Origin of the sequence: Gluconobacter sphaericus (assembly GCF_016757795.1) — a bacterium.
Taxonomy (GTDB): domain Bacteria; phylum Pseudomonadota; class Alphaproteobacteria; order Acetobacterales; family Acetobacteraceae; genus Gluconobacter; species Gluconobacter sphaericus.
Genome location: NZ_CP068419.1, coordinates 1,031,828 through 1,050,376, shown reverse-complemented (window position 1 = coordinate 1,050,376; position 18,549 = coordinate 1,031,828). Strand labels below are relative to the sequence as shown.

General features: G+C 60.4%; 16 protein-coding genes. 6 read left to right on the top strand and 10 right to left on the bottom strand.

Going from position 1 to position 18,549, the window contains the following annotated elements; all coding sequences use genetic code 11:
• Window positions 1-80: 80 nt before the first annotated feature.
• The 7 genes from IGS75_RS05030 to pspA form a co-directional block, all read right to left on the bottom strand.
• Window positions 81-287, bottom strand: a complete 207-nt coding sequence (locus tag IGS75_RS05030; RefSeq protein WP_141350228.1) for a hypothetical protein — start codon at window positions 285-287, stop codon at window positions 81-83.
• The gene (locus IGS75_RS05025) at window positions 284-1,084 is read right to left on the bottom strand and encodes an ABC transporter ATP-binding protein (RefSeq protein WP_202257809.1); all 801 of its coding nucleotides are present in this window, start codon (window positions 1,082-1,084) and stop codon (window positions 284-286) included. Before IGS75_RS05025 ends, IGS75_RS05030 begins: the two co-directional genes overlap by 4 nt.
• A complete protein-coding gene (locus tag IGS75_RS05020) occupies window positions 1,081-1,866 on the bottom strand; it encodes an MlaE family ABC transporter permease (protein ID WP_141350232.1) in 786 nt (261 codons plus the stop codon). The genes IGS75_RS05025 and IGS75_RS05020 overlap by 4 nt, the downstream gene beginning before the upstream one ends.
• 71 nt (window positions 1,867-1,937) lie before the next feature.
• Complete coding sequence (locus tag IGS75_RS05015) at window positions 1,938-3,305, bottom strand: GIN domain-containing protein (RefSeq protein WP_202257808.1); 1,368 nt, start codon at window positions 3,303-3,305, stop codon at window positions 1,938-1,940.
• Window positions 3,306-3,308: 3 nt separating this feature from the next.
• A complete protein-coding gene (locus tag IGS75_RS15675) occupies window positions 3,309-4,622 on the bottom strand; it encodes a hypothetical protein (protein WP_141350236.1) in 1,314 nt (437 codons plus the stop codon).
• Window positions 4,619-4,858, bottom strand: a complete 240-nt coding sequence (pspB, locus tag IGS75_RS05005) for an envelope stress response membrane protein PspB (RefSeq protein WP_202257807.1) — start codon at window positions 4,856-4,858, stop codon at window positions 4,619-4,621. The genes IGS75_RS15675 and pspB overlap by 4 nt, the downstream gene beginning before the upstream one ends.
• A gap of 30 nt (window positions 4,859-4,888) precedes the next feature.
• Entirely contained in the window at window positions 4,889-5,572 is a 684-nt protein-coding gene (pspA, locus tag IGS75_RS05000) for a phage shock protein PspA (RefSeq protein WP_202257806.1), read from the bottom strand.
• 113 nt (window positions 5,573-5,685) lie between these two features.
• Here pspA and pspF point away from each other — a divergent pair, with 113 nt between their 5' ends.
• The 6 genes from pspF to IGS75_RS04970 all read left to right on the top strand — a co-directional run bounded on the left by pspF (window position 5,686) and on the right by IGS75_RS04970 (window position 13,239).
• Entirely contained in the window at window positions 5,686-6,738 is a 1,053-nt protein-coding gene (gene pspF / locus IGS75_RS04995) for a phage shock protein operon transcriptional activator (protein WP_202257805.1), read from the top strand.
• A gap of 262 nt (window positions 6,739-7,000) precedes the next feature.
• Window positions 7,001-8,026, top strand: coding sequence for a class I SAM-dependent methyltransferase (locus IGS75_RS04990; protein ID WP_202257804.1), 1,026 nt, complete (start codon window positions 7,001-7,003; stop codon window positions 8,024-8,026).
• A 143-nt stretch (window positions 8,027-8,169) separates the two neighbouring features.
• A complete protein-coding gene (locus IGS75_RS04985; RefSeq protein ID WP_202257803.1) occupies window positions 8,170-8,850 on the top strand; it encodes a phosphoadenylyl-sulfate reductase in 681 nt (226 codons plus the stop codon).
• 80 nt (window positions 8,851-8,930) lie between these two features.
• The gene (gene cysD / locus IGS75_RS04980; protein WP_141350614.1) at window positions 8,931-9,725 is read left to right on the top strand and encodes a sulfate adenylyltransferase subunit CysD; all 795 of its coding nucleotides are present in this window, start codon (window positions 8,931-8,933) and stop codon (window positions 9,723-9,725) included.
• Window positions 9,726-9,727: 2 nt separating this feature from the next.
• Entirely contained in the window at window positions 9,728-11,608 is a 1,881-nt protein-coding gene (cysC, locus tag IGS75_RS04975) for an adenylyl-sulfate kinase (protein WP_202257802.1), read from the top strand.
• A 224-nt stretch (window positions 11,609-11,832) separates the two neighbouring features.
• On the top strand, window positions 11,833-13,239 hold the full coding sequence (locus IGS75_RS04970; RefSeq protein ID WP_141350251.1) for a sugar porter family MFS transporter: 1,407 nt from the start codon (window positions 11,833-11,835) through the stop codon (window positions 13,237-13,239).
• Window positions 13,240-13,248: 9 nt separating this feature from the next.
• On the opposite strand, the gene IGS75_RS04965 is transcribed toward IGS75_RS04970, so the two are convergent.
• The 3 genes from IGS75_RS04965 to IGS75_RS04955 all read right to left on the bottom strand — a co-directional run bounded on the left by IGS75_RS04965 (window position 13,249) and on the right by IGS75_RS04955 (window position 18,408).
• Window positions 13,249-14,574 (bottom strand): UDP-glucose dehydrogenase family protein, encoded by a 1,326-nt coding sequence (locus IGS75_RS04965; RefSeq protein ID WP_202257801.1) that lies wholly within the window; start codon window positions 14,572-14,574, stop codon window positions 13,249-13,251.
• A 75-nt stretch (window positions 14,575-14,649) separates the two neighbouring features.
• Window positions 14,650-16,569: an AsmA family protein gene (locus tag IGS75_RS04960; RefSeq protein WP_202257800.1), complete on the bottom strand. Its 1,920-nt coding sequence runs from the start codon at window positions 16,567-16,569 to the stop codon at window positions 14,650-14,652.
• Window positions 16,570-16,803: 234 nt separating this feature from the next.
• Window positions 16,804-18,408: a hypothetical protein gene (locus IGS75_RS04955; RefSeq protein ID WP_237469000.1), complete on the bottom strand. Its 1,605-nt coding sequence runs from the start codon at window positions 18,406-18,408 to the stop codon at window positions 16,804-16,806.
• Window positions 18,409-18,549: the final 141 nt, after the last annotated feature.

Genomic DNA, 18,549 nt, shown 5'->3' with positions numbered 1-18,549 from the left:
ACCCCCCGATATAGGGAGCGCCTAGATGTTGATCCAGAAGGGATCAAGATCCCTGCCGACTCCGGGTAGATCCCGGATGCCTACTTGCCGGTCCGCAGGATCAGGCGTGCCAGAATGCGGGACACCATGATGATGAGCAGAAAGCCCAGTAGCTGGATCAGCATGTTCGGATGAGCTGGCGGGTTACGGAACATGATGAACAGCAGTGGCAGGGCGATCAGATAGCTCAGCCCGATGCGCTTCCAGACGATAGGATCGGTTTTTGGGAAACGGGGCAGGAGGCTCATTTGCGCAGCTCCATGGTGATGGGGCCTTCGCGTCGGCCATGGGTGAATTGATCGACCATGGCATTGCCGGACTTCATGAGTTCGGAGGCGTCCCCCTGCCAGATCAGCTGTCCGCGATAGAGCATGGCCGCACGGTTCCCGATCCGCTGGGCCGAGGCCATGTCATGGGTGATGGCAATGGCGGTGGAGCCGAGCTTCTGTACGCAGTCCACGATCAGCCCGTCGATGACGGCGCCCATGATCGGGTCCAGCCCGGTCGTGGGCTCGTCGAAGAACATGATGTTGGGATTGCCCGCAATGGCGCGGGCCAGACCAACACGCTTCTGCATGCCCCCCGAAAGTTCGGATGGGCTCAGATCGCCAACGGACGGGTCCAGCCCGACCTGTTTGAGCAGGTCACCAGCCATCTGGAGCGCCTGCGCGCGGGACGGGGGGGCGCCGCTGCGGTCGGAATGTTTGGCTCGGATGCCGAAAGCCACGTTCTCGCCGACGCTCATGCTGTCGAACAGGGCAGCGTTCTGGAACAGCATCCCGATCTGCCGGCGCAGGGCGTCCTGCCGGGAGCGCGAAGCCGTCAGGAGGTTTTCACCATCGATCTCGATGCTACCGGCGTCAGGTTCGATCAGGCCGAGGATGCAGCGCAGCAGGACGGATTTGCCGGAGCCGGACCCGCCAATGATGACCATGGACGTGCCGGCCTCGACATCGAGGTCCACGCCATCGAGCACGATCTTGGAGCCGAAAGCCTTGTGCAGGCCCCGGATGCGGATCTTAGGAGTGCTTGGGGGAGTGCTCATTGTGAGAAGAACAGGTCCGTCAGGAGATAATCGAACAGCAGCAGCAGGATGGATGCGCCCACAACAGCGGCTGTCGTGGCCGAGCCTACGCCCTCTGCGCCTCCCCGGCTGTTATAGCCGTTGTAGCAACCCAGAAGCGCGATCAGAAATCCGAACACTGCCGCTTTGACGAGGCCCACGACGACATCCATCGTCTTCAGCGAGTCCAGCGTGGCCGTGATGTAAGTCGAGGGCGAGAAGCCGAGCTTGGCCACCGAGACTGTGAAACCGCCCATCACGCCCAGAATATCTGCCACCAGCACAAGACAGGGAAGCGCGAGCGTCCCAGCCAGAAGGCGCGGCGTCACGAGATATTTCATCGGATCGGTGGACAGCGTGGTGAGCGCGTCGATCTGGTCGGTCACGCGCATGGTGCCGATCTGCGCAGACATAGCCGCGCCCACGCGTCCGGCGACCATCAGCCCGGCCAGAACCGGGCCAAGCTCGCGGGTCACGGCCAGGACGACGATCCCGGCAATGGCGCTTTGAATGTGATACTGCCCGAAGCCCACATAGGACTGAAGCGCGATCACTGCCCCCGAAAACAGGGCGGTGAGGGCTACGACGGGCAGGGAGAAGAACCCCGTCTCGATCAGGCTGGAGAAGAAAATCCGCCAATAAAAGGGCGGTCGCACCAGATGTGACAGAGCCTCCAGCGCGAACAGGGCGAGAGCACCTGCCTGCTTGATAAGGCCGAGAGCGGCACGGCCAAGGGCCGCTATGGGGTCAAGAACGGCATTCACCCTTCAGCCCCTACCCTGCCAGCATCCTGACGTCAAAGTTTCCGTCGTCCGCATCCTCTGCCCCGGGTGGTTCAGGCGCGGCGTCCGTCAGCCCGCTCAAGGTCCCGGAATTGTCTTTCCAGACTGAAATCGGGCGATGTGACGAACTGCTCCATCAGACCGAGCCGGCGTTCCATCCGGACCAGTCGGTCGTGAAGCCGTTCCAGTGGATGACCCGGCGGCACGGAGCGGGAGAAGTCCTCGGTCGGTTCTGGTTTCTGGCGCCGGAAACCCGTCACGGTATCACGCACCACGGTCGTGGCGGTGGCAGCCGGAGTGTTCCGCCAGCCGGTGCGGTGCAGGGACCAGCTTCGCATGCCTTCGGCATATCCTGCGGCAGCTTTGTCCAGAGCGCTCCTGAACGGCAGGACGCCTGTTCGGCGATAGCGCCGGAAGAGACGCACGGCCCAGACGGTCAGGGCAATTTTCAGCAGAAGCCCGATCAGTCCGTGGCCGCCGAAGTGATGCCGGGTATGGACAGAGGATTCGGAATCCTCATCCGAATTCCCGAGCTGAATATGGAAGCTGTTAAAGACCTTTCGCGCCGTATCGGACAGGATCGCCGATGAATCGGGTGTTGTTGAGGTCGTGATCCGTGCGCCCGTGCTTTCGGTAACGGAGATTGTGCCGGAACCGAGCGGGCGCTTCTTCAGCGTCTCGCTCACTTTCTGAAGCGTGATGTCACCGCTGCCCATGAGCGTCACATCTGCATCGCGCGTGCGGGTGTTCAGTACGATGTCGGACGAGCCATAATCCCGGACTGTCAGGACATCCGTATCGCCCTGGCCGATCCGGATGTCGCCCGAGGACATGGCTGTCAGGTTCGCACTGGTGGCGGTGATGCTGTCGATATGCAGGTCACCACTGGCAAGGTTCTGTACGGTCAGCCGACCCGTGACGTGTCGGATTGAGACCGTTCCCGAACCTTCCATGTTCAGGGTCAGACCAACGGCCTGATCGACTTCCAAATCGCCTCGCCCTGTGACGGCCGTCACCTCACCATTGACGCCGCTGATGCGATACGTCGTCAGGTTATTCCGGGGAGACAGGATTTCGATACCGGTCTGGGCCGGGACCATGATGACGGCATTGTCCTGTGTTGAGCAGTCCTGTGCGGATGTCGTGAAGGTCAACCGGTCGCCGTGCTTATTCAGGCGGCCGCTTCCCGAAACGATATGGGCGTCTTCTCCACCCACGACGGACATGCGGTTCAGGCATGTCGCGGGGATCACAAGTGTTCCGGAAGCCGTCAGCGGAGCTTGCAGTGAAGGCGGCACGGGGGGAGTAGGGGGCTGCGGTGCCATGATCGCCGGCTCTGCGCGGGCCGAGCCCGGAAGGGCTGCGATGCCGCATCCCAGAAGCGCAATCAGGGCAAGACGTGCAGGCAGAGGCTGGCGCATGTCTTATTCTCCCTGTGAGTGGTTTCCGGCAGCCGGGGGCGTGACCGTTGCGGGGTTTGCCGGTGCTGGAGTGACCAGTGTCGGGGTTGCAGGCGCCGGGGTGGTGGGAGCTGGCGTGCTTTCAGGCGCGGGCGTGATGATCGGCTTTGCAGGCGTTTTGCTGTCCTGTGGCGCAGGTGACGTCTGGGGGGCGGTTGGCGATGCGGTCTGCGGTGCCGTGATCGGCGTGGATGCACTGGCGGATGTTGTAGGCGTCGCCGTAACGGGCGTGTTTGCGGCTGGGGAAGTTACAACCGGTGCGTTGTCTGACTGCGCGGCTTTCGCGGAAGGCGTGACGATGGGGGCCTGTGGTACGGTCGGGCTTTCAGGTGCGGACGGCACCGTCGGTGCGGGGATCGGTGCAGGCGCCGGCACGATTGGTGCAGGGACAGTTGCGGTCGCTTCCGTTCTCGTTGCAGGAGCCTGAACCGGAGTGGACGGCAGGGGAGCAGGTGTCGTGGGGACAGGTAGTGGAGCAGGGGGCGGTGATGTCGGGCGATAGATTACGCCGTTCTGTGCGCCGACACGTACGGTGCCTTTGCCCGAGCGTACCATCGGTCCGGAAACCGTTTCGATATTGACCTCACCCGTCCCGTTGGCCGCGACGGTCGCAACAGTTGCATGACCCAGAATGGTGGCGCTAGCCTGATCGGCCGTCACCAGAGTCAGGGCGTCAATGCTGCTGCCGGAAAGAGTCATGGCCGCATTCTGAGTTAGCTGCGCCGAAAGGGCCGTGAGTTGCACGGTGTCGGCCGTCAGGGTCGAGGTTCCCGACGCCACGATCTGCGCTGCGCGTTCCAGTGACTTGATATGGACGCTGGAGGCCCCCTGCATGTTCAGGTCCAGCGACTGAGTGTCCTCAATGTCCATGGTCGTGGAATCGAGGCTGGCATCCAGGGAAGCGAGCGTTCCCGTGATGACGAAATGCGTGTCGTGGCTGTCATGGATGGTCAGGCCGGTGTTGGGAGAAATGCTGATCGTCAGCTTTCCGTTCGGCGCGCAGGCTTTTGTTGCAATGGAAATGCGGCTCTGCGCCTCTTCCTTGCCGGTGTGCATTGCGACCTGGGTCATGCTGCTTGAATCAAGGGTCGCCCCGTCCTTCATGGCGGGATCGACCACGACCCTGACCTGTCCGGTGCAGGGAACGGACAGGTCCAGGTCTTCTCCGGACAGGGTCATCCGTGCGGCATGAGCCGCCGGCGCCAGCAGGGCCACTCCCGCCAGCAGGACCAGAAGCACCGGGCGGGGGGTGGAAAAGAAGACGGGGCGGCGTGTCATCGTGCGTTCCTTGCTCTCCAGCCCGGGATATCCTCATCGAGGATACGTTCGAGCTGGTCGATCCTTTCTTCCAGACGCGTAGCATGCGCTTCGGCCTGTGTCAGGGCGGCCTGAAGCGTGGGATCGGGCTGGCTGGCGCGATCGGACTGGCGCGTCGTGTGCTTGACCGTGCTGGTTACCGACCACGCGATGATGGCGATGATGGGGATGAGAAGCGCCAGATTGTCCGAACTCATGCCGTGGGCCTTTCCTGTCTGGTGCGGGGATCAGACTGCATTTTTCTTTTCGGCAACACGGCGCTTGAGGGCTTCGAACTCGTTTTCTACGACAGCATCGGTTTCAAGTGCTGCGAGTTCCTCCTGAAGTGTCGGGTGTCCCGTGCGGCGGCCCAGATCATACGCTTCGGCCTTGCCTTCCAGTTCATCAAGAGCGCGTTCCACCTGATCGAATCGGTTCAGCGTGTCGTCGATGCGGGTGTCATAGAGCTTCTCGCGGGTTTTCAGGCGGCCCTGTGCGGTCCGTGCGCGGATGGAGAGCGCCTTTTCGCGGGATTTGGCATCCGTAAGCTTGGCTTGCAGCTTGGAGATGTCATCGTTCTGTTGGTCCAGCCCGTCGGAAATCTGGGCGATCTGCTGCTCCAGTGCCTCGCGGGACTGTTCGACGCTGTGACGGGCAGCGAGGGCGGCTTTCGCCAGATCGTCACGACCTCGCTCGATGGCGAGGCCGGCTTTGCGGTGCCACTCGTCTTCTTCGTGCATCATGGTGCGGACGCGACGCTCAAGCTGCTTACGTTCGGCGATCGTCCGGACGGCCTGACTGCGGACTTCGACCAGCGTGTCTTCCATTTCCTGAATGACCAGGCGGATCATTTTCTGCGGGTCTTCGGCGGTGGCGAGAATCGCATTGAGATTAGAGTTCACGATATCGGCGAGGCGAGAGAAAATACCCATGATGCTTTCCTTCCTGTGAGAGTGACTTAGGACAGAATGCCTGCCCTTGTCAGCGATGCTGTTTTGAGAGTGTTATGAACTGAAGATCGAAACAGGGCGTGAGAGACCAGAAAATGGCGAGAAGCACCGATATGGATGAGGTGCCGACCCCGATCGGGCGGGCTCCGGCATTTCTGGAGATGCTGGATCAGGTCTCCAGACTTGCGCCCCTGAAACGCCCGGTTCTCGTGATCGGCGAGCGCGGGACGGGCAAAGAACTGGTAGCCGCGCGTCTGGCCCTGCTGTCGGAGCGCTGGGACCGACCGCTGGTGAAGCTCAACTGTGCGGCCCTGCCTGAGGCGCTTTTGGACAGTGAACTGTTCGGCCATGAGGCGGGTGCTTTTACAGGTGCGCAGAAGCGCCGCCTTTCCCGCTTCGAGCGGGCGGATGGGGGGACGATGTTTCTCGATGAGATCGGCACCGCGTCCCAGGCGGTGCAGGAAAAGCTGCTGCGAGTGATCGAGTATGGCAGTTTCGAGCGTGTGGGGGGCAGCGAGACCATTCGTGTGGACGTGCGGCTGATTGGGGCGACCAATGCCGATCTGCCAGCCATGGCGCAGGAAGGGCGCTTTCGGGCGGACTTGCTGGATCGACTGGCATTCGATGTCGTGAATATTCCGCCGCTGCGCGCCCGTCCGGAGGATATCCCGCTGCTCGCCGGGCATTTTGCCACCCGCATGAGCGCAGAACTGGGGCGAAAGCTTTTTGCCGGTTTTACGGACCGGGCGCTGGCGCGTTTGCAGGCGTATGACTGGCCGGGCAATGTGCGCGAGCTGCGTAACGTGGTCGAGCGTAGTGTTTATCGGATGGACCGTCCGGAAAAGGCGCTGGACGAGATTGTACTGGATCCGTTTGTGACGCCGGACTGGCTGGGCATGGCCGCTCCGGCTGCTGTTCCTGCGGTAAGTGTGGGCACAGGCGAGGTGCTGACATTTCCGCGGGATTTCGGGGCGGATGTCCGGGCGCATGAACGCAGTCTTCTGGAAGCCGCCCTGCGCGAGGCGCAGTTCAGTCAGCGGCGTGCGGCCGAGCTGCTCGGTCTGACCTACTACCAGTTCCGCCATCATCTGCGGCTGCACGGTCTGGCGGACAAGGAAGCCCGCAAGGCGCTGGGTGCAAAAGGGTGAGAGCATGTCCATGGAATTCCATGATGCATAAATCATGCCAGATTGCGTTCAGGGGGATTTTCAGGTTTTCGAAACGGTGTCTCGTAGAGGCTATAATGGCGAATTGTGCTATTATGTGGTGCGTGGAGTTATTTTCCTTGAGGAGGCTGTGTCTGTGTCGGCATTGACAGATTTTTAACCGTCTCCCTATAGCCTTCCAGACAGTCGCATCCCGTATTTTCGGGGATGTTGCGTCAGGTTTCTGTCCAGATATCGAGGTTCCGTGCCAGAAATTTTCCGCAAACGTCAGACGGCCCTGCGGCGCGGCATTGATTTCACTCAGGCCCGCTGCCTGGAAATCGGGGCGCTGACGACGCCGGTTCTGACGCGGGAAGAGTGTCAGGTTCTTTATGCGGACCGGGTCGATACGGAAGGACTGCTGCGTCAGTTCGCGTGGGACCCGGCTGTGACCCCTGACAATCTGGCTCCGGTAGATATCGTCTGGCTTGATCGTCCTCTGAAGGACTGTGTGGATGGATCGTTTGATCTGATCGTCGCGTCTCATGTGGGCGAGCATGTTCCGGATTTGATCGGCTGGCTGGCCGAGGCCTCCGAAGTATTGTCGGCGGAGGGCGAAATTCGCCTGATGCTGCCCGATGCCCGTTTTTCTTTTGATGCGCTGCGGCCACCGACCCGGCTGGCAGATCTGCTGGTTGCATGGCTTCAGAAGCGGCGTACGCCGGATGCACGTGACATTCTCGATTTCGCGCTGAATAAGGTGCGCGATTCCGAGGTGCAATGTCAGGATTTTTACGAGGGGCTGAGTGCGCCCGGTGACATGACGGCGCAGTTTTCCTTTGAGGAGGCGCTGGACTGGGTGCGTCCTGCGCTGGCTAATCCGTCACATTATGTGGATGTGCATTGCTGGGTGTTCACCCCACGCCATCTTGCGGAACTGATGATTCCGCTGGTGCGGAACAATGTGCTGGATCTGGCCTGCGCGGGGTTTGAGGATACGGCGCCACCGGGGTTTGAATTCGGAGTGTTTTTTCGGGTTGAGCCGGATGTCCGCCTGCGTGTGGAAAGTTGGGAGCGCATGGCACGCGAGGTGGCGGATCCGCTGCCAGGATCTGCGGCGGCCCGGCAGAGGGAAGTGGAGCCGGTAGAAGTGTCTCGTGTTTTACGTGATGAATCCCCTCTGGACGGTTCGAGCTGGAGGGAGCGTCTGAGGGGGCTTTCGGGAATGACTCGACTAAAGCAGTTCGCGGCCTGGCGATATACTGCGCCTCTACGGCGGAGATTTCGCTGAAAAGACGTGCGTTCAGCGCGACGTAACAACTAAACAAAAAAGTTATATCAAACAAAATAGTTTATTTTTATGAATGATGCGCCTATGTCTCGGGCGTGCCGTGCAACTGGCATGACTGATCTGGACACGGTTAGGTGCAGTACATGCCTCTCTTGCAGACGGAATTGGATCACCTTCGCCAACTCCCGGAAGAGCAGGTCCTGAAGGAGACTCTGGATCTGCTGCGGGGGCGTGTGGCCGTCATTTCGTCTTTTGGGGCGGAGTCGGCTGTTCTGCTGGATCTTGTGGCGCAGATTGATCCTTCGGTTCCGGTCTTCTTTTTGGATACGAAGCGGCATTTCCCGGAAACGCTGGATTATCGTGATAGGCTTTCCCGAAGGCTTGGTCTTTCGGACGTGAGAAGTCTCGCGCCTACCCCCAAAGAACTGCATGATCGCGATCCACAGGATCAGCTCGCAGATTTCGACCCGGATGCGTGCTGTGCGTTGCGCAAGGTTGAGCCGCTGGATCTGGTGCTGCCGGATTTCGATGTCTGGATCACGGGGCGCAAGCGCAGTCAGTCCGCGACGCGGGCCGCGCTGCCGCTGGTTGATCCGCAGCCTGATGGCAGCGTGAAGCTCAACCCGCTTGCGGGGTGGGGGCCGGCGCAGATTGAGGCGCAGATGCAGCGCCGGGATCTGCCGCGGCATCCCCTGGTTGCAAAAGGTTACACCTCGATCGGTTGTGCTCCGTGCACAAGGGCGGTCAAGGATGGTGAAGATGGACGGGCGGGCCGGTGGGCCGGTCTGGCCAAGACGGAATGCGGCATTCATAGGCCGGCATGACTACGGAGCGGATAATGACGCAGACACCGATCCTGTCGCGGGATCAGTCCACCACCACAAGCTTGGCACAACCGCGCATCATGGATGATCTGGACCAGCTTGAGGCTCAGAGCATTTTCATCTTGCGCGAGGCCTATCGCAAGCTGAAGCCCCTGTCCCTGCTGTGGTCGCTGGGCAAGGACAGCAATGTGATGGTGTGGCTGGCGCGCAAGGCGTTCATGGGGCGTGTGCCGTTCCCGGTCATGCATGTCGATACCGAAAAGAAATTCCCGGAAATGTATGCGTTCCGCGACGAATATACGAAGAAATGGGATCTCGACCTGCTTCTGGGCTACTGCCCGCCGGTTGAGGAAATCGACCCGTCGCTTCCGCCTGCTGCCCGGTCTGCCGCGCGCAAGACGGCTGGTCTGGCTGCGATGATCGAGAAGCACAAGCTGCGTGGCGTTATTGCGGGTATCCGTCGTGACGAGCAGGCGACGCGGGCGAAAGAGCGTGTGTTCAGTCCGCGCGGTGCCGGGCATCGCTGGGACGTGCGCAATCAGCCGCCGGAGTTCTGGGACCAGTATGCGACGCCGTATGAAGACGGCATGCATATCCGCGTCCATCCGCTGCTGTCCTGGCGTGAGATCGACATCTGGCGTTACATCGAGCGCGAGAACATCCCGCTGGTGGACCTGTATTTTGCCAAGAACGGCAAGAGGTATCGTTCGCTGGGCGATCAGGACATTACATTCCCCGTAGAGAGCAATGCATCTACGGTGGCGGAAGTGATTGCCGAACTGGAAACCAGCCGGACGTCCGAGCGTGCGGGGCGTGCGATGGATCATGAATCCGAAGACGTGTTCGAGCGTCTGCGTGTGGCGGGGTATCTGTGACAATGGGCGGCAATATCGTGACCGGACAGTATTCTGAGACCCATCGTGCTGCGGCAACGCCCATCGTCATCGTCGGGCATGTCGATCACGGTAAGTCCTCGCTGATCGGGCGTCTGCTGTACGACACCGACAGCCTTCAGGACGGCAAGCTGGCGCAGATCGTCGAGAGCAGCCGCAAGCGTGGTCTGGCGGTGGAGTGGAGCTTCCTGCTCGATTCCCTTCAGATCGAGCGTGATCAGGGCGTGACGGTTGATTCCACGCGGATTCCGTTCCGTCTGGGATCGCGGGAATTCGTGATCGTCGATGCGCCGGGCCATCGCCAGTTCCTGCGCAACATGATTACCGGGGCCGCCGATGCAGAAGCGGCTGTGCTGGTTGTCGATGCCAAGGAAGGCGCGCAGGAGCAGACGCGGCGTCATGCGATGCTGCTGCGTCTGATCGGCATCCGGCATGTGATTGTGCTGCTCAACAAGTCCGATCTGCTGGATTTTGACGAGGCGAAGATCGTCAAGGTCGAGTCCGACGTGCGCCAGCTTCTGGGCCGTCTGGAAATCGAGGTTGAGGCTGTTGTTCCTGCGTCTGCACGCGATGGCGATAACATCGCCAGCCGTTCCGAGCGGGCGCTTTGGTACAAGGGACCGACGCTGGTGGAGGCTCTGGCCAATGTGCCGCCGCCGGCATCGCGCGCTGCGTTGCCGTTCCGGATGCCGGTGCAGGATGTCTATCGCTTTGACGGTGTGCGCTATGTGGCGGGGCGGATCGAGCGCGGCACGGTGCGGGCGGGCGACCGTCTGGCCATCGGGGCGCAGGGGCAGGTTGCGACTGTGGCGGAAGTTTGCCGCTGGCATGCGCCGGAACTTCCGGTTGCAGGTGCGGGCGAGTCCATTGCGCTGCGTCTGGAGCCGGATCTGGTGCCGGACCGGGGCGATCTGCTGTTCCCGGCGGATGACAAGGCTGCTGCGCCGGAGCGTTCGGCCCGGATTCGCACGCGCCTGTTCTGGCTGCGCGGCGAGCCGCTGCGGGTGGGTGAGAGCTTTACGCTGCGTCTGGCGACGGCCGAGCATGATGTGACGGTGGCGTCCATTGATGCCGTGGTCGATCTGGAAGATTTAACCCTGCGTGAAGGCGACAGCGTGCCGCCGGATGGGTTTGCGGAAATCACTCTGGCAGCGTCCCATGCCGTGCTGTTCGATCCGTTCGCGCCGGGCTTTGGCGACGGGCGTGGTGTTCTGGTGGATCGTTACCAGCGCATCGTTGGTGGCGCGCCGCTGATTGGTCCGGCTGAACTGGCGGACGGCGCACATGCCATTCATCCGACAGCCAGCCGTGTGTCTGCGGCCCGTCAGGTCCAGACGCGAGGCCATAAGAGCGGTGTGTTCTGGCTGACGGGGCTGCCGGGGTCTGGCAAGAGTACGGTGGCGCGGGCGGCTGAACTGGCGCTTTCGGAACAGGCGATCAACGCGACCGTTCTGGATGGGGACACGCTGCGGGCCGGGCTGTGCAGCGATCTTGGATTCTCGCTGGAAGACCGTCGCGAAAACATCCGTCGTGCGGCGCATGTGGCGAAGATTCTGGCCGAGAGCGGACAGGTCGTGATCGTGGCGCTGGTGTCTCCGCTTGAAGCTGACCGGGCGCAGGCACGGCAGATCGTGGGCGAGAACTTCCATGAAGTCTTCGTCGATACACCGCTGGAGACCTGCGAAAAGCGGGACCCCAAAGGGTTGTATGCAGCGGCGCGTTCGGGAAAAATCCCGGAGTTTACGGGCGTTTCAGCGCCTTATGAGGCACCGGTATCGCCGGAACTGCGTCTGCCTGCGGACCGTCCGGAGCAGGAGGCCATCAACACCCTGACGGCGTTTATCCTGCGGATCGTTCAGCCGTAAGACAGGATTTCCCGACGGCAATAACGTCAGAACCCCCTTTCTGTATGGGAAGGGGGTTTTTTCATGTCTGCCGTCTCAGGGCTGTGCCGGATCGCACACGAGAAATTTCTCGATAAAAACGAAAATTGTAACTTTTGTGATGTTACTTTCCTGTTGTGGAGCGTTAACGTAGGCAGATTGTCTCACGAATAATAGTCTGCGGCTTCGCGGTGGAAGGTTTCACGATGCAGAACGGGAACGCGCACGGACGGTTGAGCGGAAATGCCCTAACGAATTTCATTGCGACCATTTCGGCAACGGGCGGGCTGCTGTTCGGGTATGATACCGGCATTATCTCTTCTGCCCTGCTCCAGCTTCGTAACCAGTTCCATCTGGATACGCTTGGGGCGGAAATCGTGACATCGGCCATCATCCTAGGAGCGTTGATCGGATGCCTGGGGGCCGGGAGTATTTCCGACCGGATCGGGCGCCGGCGTACGGTTATGATCGCGGCGGCACTGTTCCTTCTGGGGACAGTGGTTGTTTCCTCGGCGCAAAGTGTGGCTGTTCTGATTATTGCCCGTCTGATCCTCGGTCTGGCCATTGGCGCGGCGTCGCAGATCGTTCCGATCTATATCGCGGAAGTCTCGCCGCCAGAGCGTCGGGGACGGCTTGTTGTCGGTTTTCAGCTGGCGGTGGTTTTTGGTATCACGAGTTCTTTCGTGACTGGCTATCTGCTGCGGGATTCGAGTTGGCGGCTGATGTTCGGGATCGGGATGCTGCCTGCACTGATCCTGTTCGTGGGCATGGCGTTCCTGCCCAACAGCCCGCGATGGCTGGCTCTTAACGGACAGATCGAAGAAGCAAGAGTAGTTCTGCGGCGGGTGCGTCTGTCCGATGAGGCGGCGGACCGGGAGCTTGAGGAAATTATTGAAAACCACGATGTGCAGGCGCCGTGGTCCGAACTGGCGAAGCCCTGGGTGCGGCCTGCGCTGACGGCCTCTGTGGGTATTGCGCTCCTGTGTCAGTTTACGGGCATCAATGCCGTCATGTATTACGCGCCGACGATTTTTGCCGATGCCGGTTTCGGGCAGGATTCCGCCCTGCTGACCTCTGTGGCCGTTGGTGTGGGCATGGTTTTTGCGACAGTATTCGGGGGGTGGGCCGTCGATACCTGGGGGCGGCGGACGCTGCTTCTGCGGATGTTGCCAGGGGCCGTAGTGGCGCTTGCGGTTCTGGGGACGACGTTTGCGATGCATCTGACCGGCGGGATCGGGGCATGGATCACGGTTGCAGCCGTCATGGCCTATACCATTTTTAATACGGGTAGTCTGTCGGTCGCCATCTGGTTGGTTGGGGCGGAAGTCTATCCACTGTCCTGTCGGGGCAAGGGTATGAGTCTTGTAGCCGGAAGCCATTGGGGGGCGGATCTGTTGATTTCCCTGTCTACGCTGTCACTCGTGCAGATGCTGGGCGCGGGGTGGACGTTCTGGCTGTTTGCGGGAGTCAATGCTTTCGCGTTCTGGTTCGTGCTGCGTTACGTGCCCGAGACCAAAGGCCAGTCCCTTGAGGAACTGGAGCGGCGGCTGCGCAACGGGACGTTTGCGCCGGTGGATCGTGCGGTGGCCCGGTCCGAAGCCCAGGCCCGGTAAGGTACGCTCTCAGGGGCGCCCGATCGAACGGTAATCGAACCCGACCTCGCGCATGAGGTCGGGGCTCCAGATGTTGCGCAGATCTGCGATGGCGTTGCCGCGCATGGCACTTCGCAGGCGTGCCGGGTCGAGAGCGCGGAACATGTTCCATTCCGTCAGGACGACAACGATGTCGGCGTCCTGTGCGGCGGCCAGCGCGTCCTCGCAGTAGCGTACGCCTTCCGGCAGGAGCGCGCGGGCCGCGTCCATCCCTTCGGGATCGAAGACCTGAAGGGTAGCACCTGCATCATGCAGGCAAGCCAGAATGGGCAGGGACGCTGCTTCGCGCATATCATCCGTGTCGGGCTTGAACGTCAGGCCGAGGATGCCGACGGTCTTGCCTTCAAGGCTTCCGCCCGCCTGCGCAATGATACGTTCGGCCATCCCCGTTTTGCGGGCTTCGTTGATAGAGACTGTGGCTTCCACGAGTTTTGTGCGGGCACCGGCGTCCTGGGCGATGGCGGTCAGGGCGCGGGTGTCCTTGGGGAAGCAGGAACCACCATAGCCCGGTCCGGGGCTGAGGAAACGGCTGCCGATCCGCTGGTCGAGGCCCATGCCGCGCGCGACGTCATGGATGTTGCCGCCGACTTTCTCGCATAGATCGGCCATTTCGTTGATGAAGGTGACCTTCATCGCGAGGAAGGCATTGGCGGCGTATTTGGTCAGTTCAGCAGTTTCCAGATCCGTCAGGACGATCGGGGCCTGAATGGCTGTGAGCGGGCGGTAGAGCTGTTCGATCAGGCTTTGCGCGCGGGTCCCGCCATCCGGGCCTGAGCGGTCGATGCCGACGATGACCCGGTCCGGGCGCATGAAATCGTCGATCGCGTTACCTTCGCGGAGGAACTCCGGATTGGAGGCGACGTCGAAGATCAGGTCCGGCCTTGTCTGACGCAGGATACGGGCGACTTCGCGGCCTGTGCCGACGGGTACGGTAGATTTCGTAACGACCAGAAGATCCGTTCTGGCAGCACGGGCAATCTCCTCGGCTGCGGCGTAGACATAGGTCAGGTCGGCATGACCATCGCCGCGTCGCGTCGGGGTGCCGACGGCGATGAAGACGGCATCAGCGTCACTCATGGCGGCGCCGAGATCGTCCCCGAATGTCAGGCGACCGGCGTCGACATTGCTGCTGACGAGAGTGTCCAGCCCCGGTTCATAGATGGGGATGCGACCGGCATTGAGGGCCTCAAGCTTTTTTGGGTCCCGCTCCACGATGGTGACGTCGGCTCCGAACTCGGCGAAGCAGGCGCCTGAGACAAGACCGACATATCCGCCACCGACCATTGCAATACGCATATCTGGACCCTCTTCCTACGGTGCGACGTGCATAGCCGGGGGCTGGGTGAGGTGCAAATTCCGTGGCCTCAATGGCTAGCGTGTAGGGCGTGCGCAGGCGTTGGACGCTGCGAAACCCTGCAAAGCGGGAGGAAGGTTCGTAACCTCGTTTGAATCCGCGAGCATGTTCCGGCCTTCCTTCGACCATTTTGCGAGGGAAAGGACCGGTGCATCAAAACGACCACTGACGCGGACAGGAACGTCCAGGGCAAAGAAGCTGGTCGAGAAGGGGCGACTGGCAAAGACGAGATCAAGCCATTTGCGGTTGAGATCGAAGTCCGCCTTGGCCGCGATGGTACCAGCGCCCGTGCGCAGACGCAGGGGTACGACGACACCGACCCCCTGATGCATCTGTAGGACGCCGAGCAGGCAGGTGATGGGGGTGACGCCCTTGGCATGTCGGAAAAGGAGGCGAAGATCCATCGAGGCGGCCTCGACGATCTCACGCGCGATTTCGCCCTTTTCCATGCTGACGGCTGCGGTGAGGTCGGCGCGGCTCATGGCTTCGTTAAGGGTGTGGACGTTGTGTGCGCTGGCGATAATGCGAAAGCTCAGGCTACCACTGACCGGCACGGGGGCAAGGCCTGCAACGCGACGCAGGCGGTCGATGTTGCCATGGGTCAGGGCGACTTCAGCAGCGATGCGGGAGGATTTCCTGTCGGCTTCGATATGTCCGTTGGCACTGAGTGAGGCACCAACATACCCGAGGCGCAGGACAGGAATGTCGATGCGGTTGGGGATCTGGGACGCCTGGATCATCAGGTTTGAGAAATCGAGCTTGTTATAGACCAGTTGATGGGCCGTGAGGTCGAACTGGACCAGTGGGTCGGGATCGGGCGGCGTCAGGAGCATCAGGTCCGCGTGGAGCGTGGACGGACTTTTCTTGCTGCCTTTTGAGCCTGAGGGCGCGAGGATTGGCATCAGGCCGTTGATGTCGAGGCGGCCAAAACCGATTTTGGCCGTTACGTCATCGGGTTTGCCGTGGCTACCTTCGACAAGCGCAAAGTCGCCGTTTTCCATCGTGCTGGTCTGGATGGTGCCGTTCGCCTTTCGGAAATGCCAGTCATTGCCGGAATGGCTGAAATCGCCGGACAGGGTCAGTTTGACCGGGGCATGATCGCCTTTGATTCCGGCGACGCTGAACAGCGTGTCGGATGTGGGTGTGGTGACGGTGGTGTGGCCTTCGACGCCGTCAAAATTTGTCGGGTCTGTCAGGGTGCCGGTGAAGTCCGAGGTCATGTCACCGGATGTGACATGGGCCTTGGTGCCGTAGGGGCGCTGTGGTGTTTTGCGGAGGTCGCGGATCGGCTCCATTTCGGCAGAAATCGCGATCGGGGTGTCATTATAGGCGCCGTTCAACGTCATGGTGAGGGGGCTCGTGTCGTTGGTTGACGCGAGTTCGACCTTCCCGAGTGTGGTCTTGTAGGACGCGCCATTGGCCGAACGGTAGGTCACATCACTGTCGAGAATCGTGATGTTGCGCAGGCCTGGGGCGTTGCTTAGATCAGGCGGTGCGTCCGCTTTGGCCTGTTGTTCAGGCGTGAGCGGGGGGCGCGGGTCGTTCTGATGGGGGCCGAAGCGCCAGTTGGGCAGATGTGCCGGTGTGCGTTCGAACAGACCCGAGAACTTCGAGATGACGATATTGCGGGTCTCGGGTGGTCCCCAGATCAGGGAGGTCAGGCGCACTTGTGCGCTGAGATGGCCGAGCGTCATCATTTGCGGGCGGGTGCCACTGGCGATGTTGGCGACGGAGATGTCGTTGGCGTCGATGGTCAGCCATGTGCCCGGATGGACGTGCAGGGCGCCGATATGGACGGGGCGGTCCAGTTTCTTTTCCAGCTTCGCGGTAGCGAAAGCGGCAAGGTCCTTGTGATCGATCCAGATCCATCCTGCGCCGAACAGGGCTAGAAGAAGAACGGTAAGGGACAGGATGGAAACCAGAAACCAGCGCAGCAAGAGACTGTCTTTCAGGACGTTTTCAGTGAGGCTGGATAATACCGGCAAATTTCATGAAAACGAAGCATCTTAGAATAGGCTGCGGTGATCAAAAAAATATTAGAAATATACTGGGAATTGGCCTGATTTTTCAGCAAATACACAAAATATTAAATAGAAAATTATGTCACTTTATATCTCTCTAGCACAGAAGAGGATCACCCTATGCGAAGTAGGATGACCCTCGGTGTGTGTTTAGTTGAAAGGCATATAACGGAATGAGAGGAAGACCATGTTGTCGTCGGTATGTGGTGTTCCACCAACGCCAGAAAAGGCTTCGACATAAGTGTATGAGTATTGGGCGCCTACACGCACAGTTCCGTAATTGCCTTTGAGGGCGTTATACCAAAATCCGGTTGTGGCCTGTGCGACGGTACGAACGTTTCCACTGGCAGCGCAGAGGGAGGAAAGTTCTGTATTGCAGCCCGACATGTTGTACAGTGGATTGCCGTAGCCATATGCCTTGCCATTTACGTTATAGGCTGCGCGCGATCTGACGGTTTCGGCACCTACATAACCATAGAGTGTAAGAGCTTTGATTGGGTTTCCGTAGAGACCGAGCAGAACATTTGCTTCTGGCAGCGGGTGAGGCGACCCGTTCTGGTTAAAGCTGTAATCAGGGATGTTGCTGGTGCCGTATCGGCCGATCCCGATCCCAACCAGCCCTGATGCCTGGAAGTAGAGTTTGTCTTTGATGAGTGGGAGCAGCAGTGCGCCACCGCCGCCGCCGGCAACTGAAGTATGGCTTTGTCCACCGCCGAGAACGCTGGTGCGGTCATGAAGGAAGCGCATGACGCCGGTGACTTCGTAGTGACCCCAGCCAGGATCGGCAGCAAATTTGGTAACGATATCTGGGGCAACATCGGTTGCGTAGTAGGTGTCTGGATTATTCACATTGGCGCCGGACTCTTTGTAAGTCACGGTTGTTCCGGTCGGCTCATAAGGCGTTCCTGTGGGAACTGCGGAAGGGTTTTCGATAGAAAGACCGATATGGTAGCGGCTGTTATCAAATCCTTTGACGATGCGGACCTGACTGTTTCGTGTCCAGTTAAAGCCAGGAACGTACTGGGCTTCAATTGAAAGTGGGATCTGCTCGTCGCGCGCGGACATGCCTTTGTTAAACATGGTGATGAGGGACCAGTTCTGGCCGCCCAGAATCTGCAGATCGTCAGCCTGATCCTTCAGTTCGCCATAAAACAGGCGGGCGCGCAGGACGTACGAGTTCGACTGACGTGAATTGGAAGCAGAGCCGGCGCCCTGGAAGTCGGTTTCGACGTAGGCATCGGCTTCGAGTTTGGAGGTGATTTTACCTTCTACCAATGCTGCCAGACGGCTCTGGCGCTCGCTCTGGTGGAATTCGTTCATGTGATAGGCTGCGTTGTTGCCCCATGGGATCGCATTGAAGCCTGTGGAGATATCGGAGGCCGTATTGCGAGAACGGAACATCGTTGCGGCCTCAGCGAAGCCACCCAGAGTGATTCGTACACCGCCAACCTGGATCTGACCGCGGCGCAATGGGCCATACAGACTGGAATGGGCCGGAGGAGTGCCGGTGATTTGGCCGTATGGTGTGCTGGCCGTCTGTGGCGGAGCTAGCATTGAGGCGATGGTTATGCCGCCCGTGTGGATCTTGGAATCTGACTGGGGACGGCCAATCATTTTACTGCGCTGGCCATACGGATTGTTTTCGGCTTCTTCCCGCTGATGGGCGAGAACGGCGCGCGCGCGCTTCACTTCTTCAGCATGTTCTTTCTTCATGCTGGTGAGCTGGGCCTGCATGGCCTGGATCTGCCGTTCCATGATCTGCATCTGGTCGGCGGCCCGGGCATGGCCACACAGCGGAAGAAGTGAAACCAGGGTTGTTGTGGCCAAAAGGGCCCTGGGGAGAGCTGTGGTCCGGCGGAAAGAAAAAACCATTGCTGCGGTGCGTCCTTCTGGGGA